The organism is Burkholderia sp. Bp8994, assembly GCF_003853805.1.
GTDB lineage: Bacteria > Pseudomonadota > Gammaproteobacteria > Burkholderiales > Burkholderiaceae > Burkholderia.
The window spans coordinates 281477-293433 of record NZ_QTQH01000002.1; the positions used below are offsets into that span (position 1 = coordinate 281477).

Consider the following 11957-nt stretch of genomic DNA (forward strand, 5'->3'; position numbering starts at 1 on the left):
TTCCGTGAAGATGACGAAGAGAAGCAGGCTGCGCGCAGCGAAACGCCCATCATACGGCCGTCGTCAGCCGGGCAGCGCGGCGAGCCGCTCGCGAATCGCCTGCGCTTCGCCACGCAGCGCTTCGGCGAATGCGTCGACGAGCAGGCTCTTCGGCCGGTGCTCGGGCACGATCACGCTGACGCGGTAGGGAAACGAGCGCGTGAGCGGCCGCACGTGCAGGTCGCGCCCGACGAAATCGAGCGCGGTCAGCGGATTGACGATCGCGGCGCCCAGCCCCTGCCGCACGAACGCGCACACCGACACGGCCGACGGCGTCTCGACCACCGAACGCGGCGCGACACCGAGCTGCGCGAACGCCTCGTCGATCAGGATCCGGTACGGGTCGTTCAGCGACAGGCTCACGAACGGGCGATCGGCGAGATCCGCGAGATCGATCGCGCGCTGCGCGAGCAGCGGATGGCCGTCCGGCAGCACGCACACCTCGTCGACTTCGAGCAGCGGCGTGAGCACGGTGCCGGCCGGCGCGACGTCGTGCTCGGTCAGCCCGACATCGTAGCGCTGCGCGGTCAGCCACTCTTCGAGCACCGGCGACTCCTGCGTCGCGACCGACACGCTGACGCCCGCATGCGCGTCGTGAAAGCGCCGGCATGCGCCGGGCAGGATCGCGTGCGAAAACGCCGGCAGCGCGATCACCGACAATTGACCGTCGCGAAACTCGCGCAGCCGCGCGGCCGTCGCCGCGACGCGCTCGAGCCCCACATACGCGAGCCGCACGTCGTCGAACAGCGTGAGCGCGGCCATCGTCGGCCGCAGCCGGCCATGCGAGCGCTCGAACAGCGCGAAGCCGACCACCTGCTCCATCCGCGCGAGCTCGCGGCTGATCGTGGGCTGCGACGTATAGAGCATCTCGGCCGCGCGCGTCGTGCTGCCGGTGACCATCAGCGCGCGGAAGACCTCGATGTGCCGGTGTGTGAGCATGGCCGCCTATATCAAAAATGAATCGAATGTCGACAAACATGCATTTTACTGTATAGACATTCAGGCGCATCATTCAAGCTGTCCGTTCATTCGATCCGATTCATCCGCCATGTCCCTCGATTCCCGCCAGCTCGCGACGCTCGCGCAGCAATACGGCACCCCGCTGTGGGTGTACGACGCCGACGTCATCCGCGACCGCATCGCCCAACTGCGCCAGTTCGACGTGATCCGCTATGCGCAGAAGGCGAACTCGAACCTGCATATCCTGAAGCTGATGCGCGAGGAAGGCGCGTGCGTCGACGCCGTGTCGCTCGGCGAGATCGAACGCAGCCTCGCGGCCGGGTTCAGTCCGGCGGGCGAGCCGGAAGGCGTCGTGTTCACGGCCGACCTGATCGACCGTCCGACGCTCGCGGCCGTGCTGAAGCACGGCGTGACCGTGAACGCCGGCTCGCTCGACATGCTCGCGCGCGTCGGCGAGCATGCTCCCGGCCATCGCGTGTGGCTGCGCGTGAATCCCGGCTTCGGCCACGGCCACAGCAACAAGACCAACACCGGTGGCCCGCAGAGCAAGCACGGGATCTGGATCGACGACGTGCCGCGCGCGATCGAGATCGTGCGCCAGTACGGGCTCAAGCTGGTCGGCATCCACATGCATATCGGCTCGGGCGTCGACTACGGCCACCTGTCGCAGGTGTGCGATGCGATGGTCGACCTCGTCACGTCGCTCGGCCACGACATCGAAGCGATCTCCGCCGGCGGCGGGCTGTCGATTCCGTATCGCGACGGCGAGCCGCGCGTCGACGTCGGTCACTACTTCAGCCAGTGGGATGCCGCGCGCAAGCGGATCGAACGGCATCTCGGCCACGCGGTGCGCATCGAGATCGAACCGGGCCGCTTCCTCGTTGCCGAGGCCGGCACGCTCGTCACCGAAGTACAGGCCGTGAACCGCCGTCCGAAGCACGACTTCGTGCTGATCGACGCGGGCTTCAACGACCTGATGCGTCCGTCGATGTACGGCAGCTACCACGCGGTGTCCGTCCACACGCAGGACGGCGCGCTGCCGGCCGGCCGGCCGCTCGTCGACATCGCGATCGCGGGGCCGCTGTGCGAGTCCGGCGACGTGTTCACGCAGGACGCGGGCGGCGTGGTCACGCACCGCAAGCTCGCGCAGCCGCAGATCGGTGACCTGCTGTTCCTGCACGATGCGGGCGCCTACGGCGCGTCGATGTCCTCGAACTACAACAGCCGGCCGCTCGCGCCGGAGGTGCTCGTCGATCGCGGCACGCCGCGGCTGATCCGCCGCCGGCAGACGATCGACGAACTGCTCGCGCTCGAAACGTTCGAGTAACACGCGTTCGGCGGCAGTCACGCCAACGGCCAGGTTTGCCGCTACCGGCAAATCTGGCCGTTGTGCTTTTCGGCGCGCGGCGCTCATGCCGCCCGGCAACACATGAAGCACGCCGCCGAAGTCGCCGATCTTCCACACGCGGTCGCCTCGCCCCTTCGCACCTTCGAACCTTCTCCCCTTCGCCACCTGCGCCGACCGACTCCGACACCCGCTTCCCGGGTGTTCGGTCACACCCCGGCCAATGACTTCTGCCGCATTGTTCGCCCGCCGCGCACCACGCACAGTGGCCGCACGGCAGCGCATTCGCTTCGACCCGCGCGCCGTCTCGACGGCCGAGCAACGCCGGGTTATCTGCAGGAGCGAACATCGTGCAACTTCGACTCACCACCGGCCGTGACTACCAGGACGACCTCACGGCGCTGCGCGACGCGATCCGCCAGAACGGCACGCGCGCGACGCGGCAAGCCGTCGACGTCGTGATCGGCGACGACACCGGCGCGCCGCGCGTGTCGCTGTTGTTGAACCTCGCGTGGCAAGCCGCGAAGAACGGCCCCGCCGTCGACGCGTCGCTGTACACGCTCGGCTTCGTCAGCCAGGGCGGCACCTTCGTATTCGACATCCGGCCGTTTCCGGGCGGCACGCCGGCCGGCGCGGCAGCGCTCGGCGGCGACGGTTCGTACGGCTGGCTCGGCTACGCGACCGATCCATTGCCGACGATCAATCCGAGCAACCTCCATCAGGCCGTGTGGACGCTGTCGAAACTCAAGCCGGCGGACGCATCGAAGCCCGCACCGTTCAAGCCCGATCTCACACGGCTCGTGATCGCGTTGTCCGAGGCGCTGCGCTTCGCGCGCACCGAGCATGCGATCGCCGGCCTGCTCGACGGCACGCTCGCGACCTACGCGCCGAACGACGATCGCACGGCCTGCTTCAACAACTGGGCGGCGAAGGGTTTCCCGCTCGGCGAGCCGGCCTGATGCCGGCGAAGGAGCCACTCATGTCTGGACTCGACTTCAACGCGTCGCTGCGCTGGGAAACGTTCGTACTGGGCCTGATCGCGAATGCCGGCGATACGCCACGCGCGGGCAAGCAGCAGACCGGCTGCGCACTGCCGATGTACGTGATTCCGTTCGCGCGGCTCGACGCGCCGCCCGAGTTGCGGGCGCTGATGTCCGAAATCGCCACGTCTGCGCGCGTCGTCGATCGCGGCACGCCCGGGCGCCACATCGGCGGCGACGTGCTCGGCGCGATGCGGCAGATCCACCAGAACGTGCCGCGCTACCTGCCGACCCTCATCTACGGCACGGCGACGGACCCCTTCGCCGGGCTCACCGAGCGCGCGAAGCTGTACGAACGCTATGCGGCCACGTTCAAGGCGAATTCGAACGGTCGCGGCGGCGGCGCGCAAACGACCGGCTACGTCGAATACACGGCCGGCACGAATGCGCTGTTCCGCGGCGGCAATCGCGCACGCATCGCGTTCGACTACGTGTTCGGCCGCCTGTACTTCTCACCGATCCACTACGAAGCCTGGGTGCCCGGCACGCTCGATCCGGGGCCCGGACAGACCGTCGCCAAGGTCATCGACGGGCCGTACGCGAACCCGTGGTTCTGGATCACCGACATCACGTCCGTTTGAAGCCGCGGCGGTGCGGCCTGAAGCGCCGCGCCGCCACCATCAAGGAAGAGGAAGCCATCATGAAACAGCCAGTCCGAATCGTTTCCGTGCGCTATTCATGCGACTGCAAACCCCTGCGTGCGCCCGACGAAGCGCTCGATGCGTATGCAGCGCGCGTGCAGGGGATCTTGTTCAATCACCTGAACGGTGCGCTGTCGAGCGCGTTCGAAGCCGTGCGGCGCGACGCGAAAGACGACGATGCACGCCGCGTCACGTTCGTCACCGCGCCCGAGTTCTACTGGAACGTGCCCTGGGACGCGCTGAACGACGTCGACGAACTCCATGCGATCGTCGACTTGCAGCTCGATCCCGTGCGGCGCGCGATCGGCGCGGTCGCCGATCGCTTTCCGGTGGATCAGTACGGGCCGATCGTGTTCCTGCCCGGTACCGTCGCGATGCTCGTCAAGCACGAGACGGCGGCCGACGTGCCCGATGACGGCGCGTTCGTCGGGCCGTACGTGTCGCTGAATTTCACGTTCGCGACGACCAATTTCCTGCCGCCGCTCGCGCGCGGCGAAGGGGGCGATGGTGACGGCGACGACGACGGAACGCGCCGCGCGGCGATCTGGCCGAAGCGGCATACGTCGTGGATCGACTACGGCGACTCGGTCGATGCGCTCGAGACGCCGCTCGCCCACACGTTCCAGCTCGGCGACGGCACGCTGGTCGAGGTGCTGAAGACGAGCGACGTGTCGCCGCAAAGCGCGACGGCCGACGCGCCGCCGTCGTCGCCGTATCAGGGCCCGCGCCTGTCGGACAGCTTCGACAATCGGCTCGGCGAAGCGCCGCCGTTCGGCATCGACATCTGCCTCGACTTCCTCGAATGGCGCGAGTATCCCGGCAACGACGTCAAGCCGCCGCATCTCGACGACGGCGCGCTCGTGCTCGACTTCGTGCTGTCGTACGGCGTGAATCCGACCGATGACGCGTTCGACGTGCCCGACTCGCTGCAATACATCGCGCACAACGACGGCCGCCGCCACAAGGAAGTCGTCGTGTTCGCGGTCGACCGCACGCAGACGCACTGGCAGCGGGTCGCCGAAGCGCCGTGCGTGCGCCACCTGTCGAGCGCGGAACGCGAACGCGTCGCAATCCACGCGTTCGACGTGGACGTGCCGGACGCGGACGGCGCACCGTGACATGGGCGCCCCCCGCTTCGGGCGCTGGCGCGCGCGGCCGGCGCTGCCGGAGCCGCCACGCGCGCCGGACGATCTCGCCGCGCAGCTGTGCGACGAATGCGAGGCGATGGCGCGTTATGCGCTCCATCACGGGCTGCCGATCGAGCCCGAACTCGTCGCGCGGCTCGCGGCGCTGATCGCGGCCGCCGCTTCGTCCAACCCGGCGGCCAACCCGGCGCCGGGCGCGTCGACCACCACGCCGCTGGCGCCCGCGCAGCAGCACGCGCTCGCGGCGATCCACCGCAAGCTCGCGACGCTCGTCGCGCCCGCGACGCCACAGGCCGTCACGCTGCTCGACATGCACCGGCGCCAGGCGCACCCGTTCGCGTGGCTCGGCCCGGTGCCGCTGATCCGGCTGCTGACCGGGTCGGCGCTCGGTTTCCTGCTCGCGGTCGTGCTGACGAGCCTGTCGCCGCATGTGTCGGGCGAGAACATCGAGCGCGGCTTCCTGCAATCCAACGGCGTGCAGCTGCTGTGGAACACCACCTTCCTGCTGTGCTGCGCGGGGCTCGGCGCGTCGTTCGCGACGCTGTTCCAGGCGCACCACTACGTCGCCGCCTCGACCTACGATCCGAAATACGACGCATCGTATGGCGCGCGGCTGATTCTCGGCGTGATCGCCGGCCTGATCATCGTCCAGATGCTGCCGGCCCAGCTGTTCGCGCAGGGCAGCATGCACAACTTCGGGCGGCCGGCGCTCGCGATGCTCGGCGGCTTCTCGGCGACGGCCGTGCATCGCGTGCTGCAAAGGCTCGTCGAGACGCTCGAGACGCTGGTGCAGGGCGACCGCTCGACCGACGTCGGCGCGGCGCTCGCCGCGAATCGCGCGCGCGCCGCCAGCGAACGCGCGCAGTGGCAGGGCGAACTGGCGGCCAACCTGCTCGATCTGCAGCAGTCGCTCGACGGCGCGGCATCCGCCGAGGCCGTCCGCGCGCGCCTCGCCGAATTCACGCGCGCGATGCTCGCGGCCCACCCCGCGCCGTCGGCCGCGGACGATCCGCTTCCGCCCGACGCGCCCCGGCAGTAGCGCGACGCGGCGCGGGCGCACCGTTGCCGCCGCAGCGCGAAACCCGCCTTCGCCCGCGGCACGCTCGCGTGCCGGCCCGATCGGTGCGCCCGTCTCACGCATCAACCGGGCGAATGGCACGCCGGCGCGAACGTGAAACCGGCCGGCTCGGACGGCACGTGGCGCGCGAGCCACAACGCCGCCTCCGTCCGGTTGCTCACGCCGATCTGGCGGAACAACGCGTACAGATGGTTCTTGATCGTGCCCTCCGCGACATTCAGTACACGGCAGATCTGCTTGTTCGACTTTCCTTCGGCCAGCAGCCGCAGCACCTCGCGCTGGCGCGGCGTGAGGCGCTCGAATGCGCGATCGTCGCCGGCCGGCACGCCGCCCGGGGGCGCCTGCGTCGCGCCGCCGTCGTTCGGCGGCACGTAGATCGCGCCGGCCGCGACGCGGCCGAGCGCATCCGCGAATTCGTCCGCGCTCGCGTGCCGGTCGATGATGCCGGCCGCCCCCGCCAGCAGCGCATCGGCAATCGTGCGGCGGCACACGGCGGCCACCACACACAGCCACGGCGCGCCGGCGAACGTCTCGTTCAGTACGCTCGGCCAGCTCGGCCGCGCGGCGTGCTCGCCGCATTCGATCGTGATCGCCTCGACCGTCCCGGGCAGCAACGCGTCGCGCAAGCGCAAGACGTCCTCGGGACGGCGGGCCGACCACACATGCCAGTCGACATCGCGTTTACACAGTACGTCCGCCACGCCCGCGACGAATAACGGCGGGCTATCGATCATCAGAACGTTCATTGCGCGGTTTCCTCGAAATCGGGATGCTCGGTTTAGGATTTTTTGCTTCCCTACCCGGCGTTTTTTTTACCGCTGTTTTACGCACCGCGCACTAGGCCCGTCGCTCCGTGACGAATGGCCTAATTCGTCCACGCCGCGCCCCGCCGCGCGTATCGATGCCCGCCGCGGGCCGGCCCGGGCCGCCGGACGTGACGGACGTCATATTTGGTAAACGTCTTCAATTTCCTAATGTGAATAACGACAGCGAATTTCCGTTGTCTTCAACACGAAGAGGAGTTTATTCATGGACGCGAATTTCATTGGCTCGGTGATTAACGCTTTACCCATGGACCAAATGATCGCCGGCCCGTTAAAGGCGATGATCAGCGCGCAGACGCAGGCCGCAAAGAGCTACGCGGATTTCCTGATGCAGGTCTGCATCCAGGGAGGCAAGGCCGTGGCCGTCCAGTTCGACTACGACGAGACGCTGGTGGACGAAAGCGGCGTGTCGAAAGGCGTCGTGCAGAAGACGATGCGCATCCCGCTGCTCGCGGCGATCGTCCATCCGATCATCGCGATCGAGGAAGGCACGATCGACTTCGAGATGGAGATCACGCAGTCGGAGAAGTCGTCGTCGTCGACCGAAGCCGGCGGCGAATTCCAGGCGAAGTTCGGCTGGGGGCCGATCAGCGTCAGCGTGTCCGGGCGCGTGTCGCACAAGGCGGAGCAGACGCGCAGCACCGACACGCGCGCGAAATACTCGATCCATACACAGGTGAAGCGCCAGTCGCCGCCCGAAGCGCTGATGCGCGTGATCGACTTCCTGACCGAGGCCGCGACCAAGCCGGTCGTCACCGAAGGCAACGCGAAGGACGTGAAGCCGCTGCCGGCGACGCCGACCGACGGCAAGCTGGTCGGGGATGCGTCGGGTGCCGGCGGCAAGGCGGCCGCGCCGGCCGGAGCCGATGCGGGCGCCCAGCAGCCGGCGCACGCGTAAGCGCGCGGACCGGCCATGTTCAGGCTCTTCAGACGGTCGCGTCGCGCGGGCGGCGGCGGGCACGACGACGCGGATGCGCGTCCGGGTGGCGGCACCGCCCGGCAGGAACCGGACGGGCCGGTCCCGCCGGCGGCCGGGGCGGTGGCAGGCCGTAGCGGCGCGGTCGCCGGCGCGGGCCCGGACGCGGTCGCCGGCACGGGCGACGCAGCGCCGGCGGCGGCAGGTGTCGATCCGGCGCGCCACGCGACGCCCGATGCCGCCGGCTGGCCGGCCGGCGCCGCGTCGGGCGTAAATGACGCCCCGGCCGCCGCGGCCGGCGCATCGACCGGCGGCTTGCCGCCCGCTGCGCCTGTGTCGCCCGCTCCGCCGACACCACCCGCTACGCCGACGCCGCCTACGCCACCCGCGCCGCCCACGCCACCGCCCGGCGCCCCGGCCGACGACGAACGCCCGCCGCCGCGCGGCATCGCGCTCGACGAGATCGCACGCGGGATGCAGCACGCGGCCGCCGCCGCGAACCAGTTGCTCGCGCACCAGTACACCGCCGTGCTCGACCAGTTCTTCGATCTGCGCGACGACGGCCTGCTCGCGCCGCGCGAGGTCACGGTCGCACTCGACGCGGAGCACACGATGCCGGTGCCGCTCGTCGCGCTCGCCACGCCGCGCGGGCTCGCGCTCGACCGGATGGTCGTGCACCTGACCGTGCGCGGCGACTTCACCGAGGCGCTGCCGGCCGGCGGCATCTCGGGCAACGACGACCAGCGCGGCCGCTTCTACGTGACGTTCGCGCCGCGCTCGGAGAAGAAGGACGCCGCGCCGGGCAGTGCGCGGCAGCGCGACACCGAGCACATCGACATCGAAATGCAGTTCGCGGCGCTGCCGCCGCCCGAAGCGATCATGCGCGTGATCGACGAATACACGCATCGCCTGGTGCCGCGCGCACGGCCGGGCAGCAAGGAGAACGACGATGGCGAACCAGCCTGAACGCACCGGCGAGCAAGGCATCGCGCTGATCAAGCAGTTCGAGGGGCTGCGGCTCGCACGCTATCTCGACGCGGTCGGCAAGCCGACGATCGGCTACGGGCACCTGATCCTGCCGAACGAGCGCTTCACGCGCCCGCTGACGCCGGCCGAAGCGGAGGCGCTGCTGCGGCATGACCTGCGCGGCGCCGAGCTGAACCTGCGCAAGCTGTTGCGCGTGCCGGTCACGCAGCAGCAGTTCGATGCGCTGATGTCGTTCGTCTTCAACCTCGGCGCCGGACGGCTGCGCTCGTCGACCTTGCTGCGCTACCTGAACGCCGGCGCGAGCGCGCGGGCGGCCGACCAGTTCCTCGTCTGGAACAAGGCCGGTGGCAAGCCGCTCGCTGGCCTCACGAAGCGCCGCCAGGCCGAGCGCGCGCTGTTTCTGTCGTGAGCGCCGTGACGCCGCACCGGCCGAACGTCACGGGTCGTCGTGCGTGTCGTTCGCGCCATTTCGCAGCGCGTCGGCTGCCCGTAAGCTGAAACCGTCGCTGAAGTCTTGCTGCATCCGTACCGTTACAACCCTTGCCATTCACCACTCGTCACGACAGGAGCCCCGCATGAACGTCACCCGCTCGCCCGGCCGCACGACGCTGCCCCGCACCACCCGCTCGCACGTAGTGCGCCGCGCGCTGGGCGCCGCTTGCGCCGCCGTCACCGCCACCGTTGCCGTTGCCGCCCTGGCTGCGCTCGCGCCGCACGCCGCGCTCGCCGCCCCCGCCGATCCGTTGCCCGCATACGGCGCCGACCTGCAGCGCACGTCGGTGTCGGGGCTGTCGTCCGGCGGCTTCATGGCCGCGCAGTTCGACGTCGCGTTCTCGAGCCGGCTGATCGGCGCGGGCATCGTCGCGGGCGGGCCGTTCTATTGCGCGGGCGCGAACGCGCTGATCCCGCCGGCGGTGGCCGCGACCACGCTGTGCATGCAGCCGATCGGCCCCGCGCCCTCCGCGGCCGACGCATGGCGCGCCGCGCGCACGTTCGCGCAGCGCGACGAGATCGACGATCCGGCCAACCTGCGCGGCCAACGCATCTACGTGTTCAGTGGGGCGAAGGATACGGTGGTGTTCACGCGCGTCGTCGACCAGACCGCGCGCTTCTACACACTCGCGCAGGTTCCGGCCGCGAACCTTCAGTATCGCCAATCGCAGGACGCCGGGCATGCGTTCATCACGAACCGCCCCGAGGACAACACATGCAGTGCGAACGCGAGCCCGTATATCGACAACTGCGGCTTTCAACAGGCGCACGACATCGTACGCTGGATCTACGGCACGCCCGACAAGCCGCTCAACGCGCCCGCCGCGCAGGCTGGCGGCAAGCTGCTGGCGTTCGACCAGCGCGCGTTCGATCCGCAGCGCCGCGCGTCGCTCGGCGATACGGGCTACGCGTACGTGCCGGCCGATTGCGAACGCGCGACCTGCGCGGTGCACGTGGTGTTCCACGGCTGCGTGCAGAACGTCGCGACCGTCGGCGAGCGGATGATTCGCGGCGTCGGCTACAACGAGATCGCCGACACGAACCGGCTGATCGTGCTGTATCCGCAGGTCGAGAAATCGGCCGTCAATCCGCTCGGCTGCTGGGATTTCTGGGGCTATACGAGCACCGATCCGCTCCAACCCGGCTTCTACCGCCGCGACGCGCCGCAGATGGCCGCCGTGATGCAAATGGTGCAGCGCCTCGGCGCCGCGCGTCGGTAATCCGCGTAGCGGCTGCCGTCGCGCCGTCATCGCCCCTTCTTCACGAGGAATCGCCATGTTCTCCACGTTCATCGCCCAATGGGAACGCGCGCACGCCGACGCGCTCCAGCTGTTCGGCAAGCTCGCCGCGCAGACGACCGGCACCGGCGGCACGTCCGCCAGCCCCGCGTGGCGCGCGTTCGCGCACACCGCGCTGCTCGCCGGCCATCGCTACACGGATGCATGCCAGGCCGCGACCGACGCATTGTGGCGCGGCCAGCTCGAACGGTTCGGGCTCGGCAGTTCGGCCGCCGCGGTCAAGGAGCTGGCGGCCCTGAACGCGGATCTCGCGACGCGCTTCACGCAGAGCCACCTCCAGCACGCGGGCGCGATGGCCGACGCGGCCGCGCAATACCTCGACGATCTCGGCCGCACGCGCGGCCCGGCCGATGCCGCGATGGCGCTCGGGCGCTTCGCCGGCGACCTGCAGGCGCAGGCGCGTGCGCATGCGCTGCACGTCGCGTCGCTCGCGAACGGCGTCGCGCCCGCGCTCGCGCAGTGGGCCGACCGCACGCTGCGCGACGAACGCGGCACGCCGGATGAGGAGCAAGCATCATGAACATCAAGCTCCGCTTCGTGAACCGCTCGAACGACTGCGGCAACAGCGAGGTCGTGCTGTTCCAGCGCGACGTGATCCCCGATCTGGATACGTTCGCGATCGCGTGGAAGGTGATCCGTTATTGCGGACACGACTGCTTCCATCCGTTCGACTACTCGACCGACATCGACGTCGCGCTCGGCGACGAGCACGGCAACTTCTCGCCGCGCGTCACGGCGCCCGCCGGCGTGCGCTTCGTGATCGACGCGCAGCCGACCGGACGCGGCCGGCTCGTGCCCGACCCGGCCGACGCGCCGGGCGGCGACATCGAAGTCGTCAATCGGCTGCGGCGCGGCGCCGTGAACGTCAACGCGTTCAGCGCGGGCCGGCTGATCGCGGTGAAGGAAGCGGTCGCGCCCGGGCAGAAGGCGGTGTTCCGCTTCACGCCGACGCTGTGGATCGGCGTGGCGTCGCAGATACAGGAAAGCCGCGCACTGCACGCGGCGGTGATGTCGAGCGCGAACACGATGCTGCCGCTGGCGGGCGTAGCCGCGGCCGACATCGTGATGACGGGCGGCGGCACCGGCACCGACGCGCAGCCGTTCGCGTTCGCGCTCGAACACATCGTGCGCGCGTAGTGCCGCCCGACACGGCTTGAACCGGCTTGACGGCACGGCTTCGCGGCCGGGCCGG

General features: G+C 69.7%; 13 protein-coding genes. 11 read left to right on the forward strand and 2 right to left on the reverse strand.

What is annotated here, in order from left to right; all coding sequences use genetic code 11:
* Nucleotides 1–63: 63 nt before the first annotated feature.
* The gene (locus DIE04_RS03190; protein ID WP_124523022.1) at nucleotides 64–978 is read right to left on the reverse strand and encodes a LysR family transcriptional regulator; all 915 of its coding nucleotides are present in this window, start codon (nucleotides 976–978) and stop codon (nucleotides 64–66) included.
* Between the two features lie 109 nt (nucleotides 979–1087).
* Here DIE04_RS03190 and lysA point away from each other — a divergent pair, with 109 nt between their 5' ends.
* The 5 genes from lysA (at nucleotide 1088) to DIE04_RS03215 (ending at nucleotide 6209) form a co-directional block, all read left to right on the forward strand.
* Nucleotides 1088–2326 carry a diaminopimelate decarboxylase gene (gene lysA / locus DIE04_RS03195; RefSeq protein ID WP_124485349.1) on the forward strand — a complete coding sequence of 413 codons (1239 nt, stop codon included), beginning with the start codon at nucleotides 1088–1090 and terminating at the stop codon, nucleotides 2324–2326.
* A gap of 368 nt (nucleotides 2327–2694) precedes the next feature.
* Nucleotides 2695–3303, forward strand: coding sequence for a ribosome-inactivating family protein (locus DIE04_RS03200; RefSeq protein ID WP_124522381.1), 609 nt, complete (start codon nucleotides 2695–2697; stop codon nucleotides 3301–3303).
* 20 nt (nucleotides 3304–3323) lie between these two features.
* The gene (locus DIE04_RS03205; RefSeq protein WP_124522383.1) at nucleotides 3324–3965 is read left to right on the forward strand and encodes a hypothetical protein; all 642 of its coding nucleotides are present in this window, start codon (nucleotides 3324–3326) and stop codon (nucleotides 3963–3965) included.
* Between the two features lie 59 nt (nucleotides 3966–4024).
* Complete coding sequence (locus tag DIE04_RS03210; protein WP_124522385.1) at nucleotides 4025–5143, forward strand: hypothetical protein; 1119 nt, start codon at nucleotides 4025–4027, stop codon at nucleotides 5141–5143.
* A gap of 1 nt (nucleotide 5144) precedes the next feature.
* Entirely contained in the window at nucleotides 5145–6209 is a 1065-nt protein-coding gene (locus DIE04_RS03215; RefSeq protein ID WP_124522387.1) for a hypothetical protein, read from the forward strand.
* Between the two features lie 101 nt (nucleotides 6210–6310).
* On the opposite strand, the gene DIE04_RS03220 is transcribed toward DIE04_RS03215, so the two are convergent.
* A complete protein-coding gene (locus tag DIE04_RS03220) occupies nucleotides 6311–6994 on the reverse strand; it encodes a response regulator transcription factor (RefSeq protein WP_124522389.1) in 684 nt (227 codons plus the stop codon).
* Between the two features lie 283 nt (nucleotides 6995–7277).
* Between DIE04_RS03220 and DIE04_RS03225 the strand changes: the two genes are divergently transcribed.
* The 6 genes from DIE04_RS03225 to DIE04_RS03250 all read left to right on the forward strand — a co-directional run bounded on the left by DIE04_RS03225 (nucleotide 7278) and on the right by DIE04_RS03250 (nucleotide 11902).
* Entirely contained in the window at nucleotides 7278–7970 is a 693-nt protein-coding gene (locus tag DIE04_RS03225) for a DUF2589 domain-containing protein (protein WP_124485342.1), read from the forward strand.
* Nucleotides 7971–7985: 15 nt separating this feature from the next.
* Complete coding sequence (locus tag DIE04_RS30010; RefSeq protein ID WP_260426315.1) at nucleotides 7986–8954, forward strand: DUF2589 domain-containing protein; 969 nt, start codon at nucleotides 7986–7988, stop codon at nucleotides 8952–8954.
* Nucleotides 8938–9384: a lysozyme gene (locus DIE04_RS03235; protein ID WP_124522391.1), complete on the forward strand. Its 447-nt coding sequence runs from the start codon at nucleotides 8938–8940 to the stop codon at nucleotides 9382–9384. The genes DIE04_RS30010 and DIE04_RS03235 overlap by 17 nt, the downstream gene beginning before the upstream one ends.
* Before the next feature lie 166 nt (nucleotides 9385–9550).
* Complete coding sequence (locus DIE04_RS03240) at nucleotides 9551–10687, forward strand: poly(3-hydroxybutyrate) depolymerase (RefSeq protein WP_124522393.1); 1137 nt, start codon at nucleotides 9551–9553, stop codon at nucleotides 10685–10687.
* Nucleotides 10688–10742: 55 nt separating this feature from the next.
* Complete coding sequence (locus tag DIE04_RS03245; protein WP_044848968.1) at nucleotides 10743–11285, forward strand: hypothetical protein; 543 nt, start codon at nucleotides 10743–10745, stop codon at nucleotides 11283–11285.
* Entirely contained in the window at nucleotides 11282–11902 is a 621-nt protein-coding gene (locus DIE04_RS03250; RefSeq protein WP_124522395.1) for a hypothetical protein, read from the forward strand. The genes DIE04_RS03245 and DIE04_RS03250 overlap by 4 nt, the downstream gene beginning before the upstream one ends.
* Nucleotides 11903–11957 lie beyond the last annotated feature (55 nt).

Bases quoted from the DNA above. Each gene is read 5' to 3' on its own strand.
- DIE04_RS03190 (WP_124523022.1), bottom strand. From the start codon at position 978: ATGCTCACACACCGGCACATCGAGGTCTTCCGCGCGCTGATGGTCACC.
- lysA (WP_124485349.1), top strand. From the start codon at position 1,088: ATGTCCCTCGATTCCCGCCAGCTCGCGACGCTCGCGCAGCAATACGGC.
- DIE04_RS03205 (WP_124522383.1), top strand. From the start codon at position 3,324: ATGTCTGGACTCGACTTCAACGCGTCGCTGCGCTGGGAAACGTTCGTA.
- DIE04_RS03210 (WP_124522385.1), top strand. From the start codon at position 4,025: ATGAAACAGCCAGTCCGAATCGTTTCCGTGCGCTATTCATGCGACTGC.
- DIE04_RS03215 (WP_124522387.1), top strand. From the start codon at position 5,145: ATGGGCGCCCCCCGCTTCGGGCGCTGGCGCGCGCGGCCGGCGCTGCCG.
- DIE04_RS03220 (WP_124522389.1), bottom strand. From the start codon at position 6,994: ATGAACGTTCTGATGATCGATAGCCCGCCGTTATTCGTCGCGGGCGTG.
- DIE04_RS03225 (WP_124485342.1), top strand. From the start codon at position 7,278: ATGGACGCGAATTTCATTGGCTCGGTGATTAACGCTTTACCCATGGAC.
- DIE04_RS30010 (WP_260426315.1), top strand. From the start codon at position 7,986: ATGTTCAGGCTCTTCAGACGGTCGCGTCGCGCGGGCGGCGGCGGGCAC.
- DIE04_RS03235 (WP_124522391.1), top strand. From the start codon at position 8,938: ATGGCGAACCAGCCTGAACGCACCGGCGAGCAAGGCATCGCGCTGATC.
- DIE04_RS03240 (WP_124522393.1), top strand. From the start codon at position 9,551: ATGAACGTCACCCGCTCGCCCGGCCGCACGACGCTGCCCCGCACCACC.
- DIE04_RS03245 (WP_044848968.1), top strand. From the start codon at position 10,743: ATGTTCTCCACGTTCATCGCCCAATGGGAACGCGCGCACGCCGACGCG.
- DIE04_RS03250 (WP_124522395.1), top strand. From the start codon at position 11,282: ATGAACATCAAGCTCCGCTTCGTGAACCGCTCGAACGACTGCGGCAAC.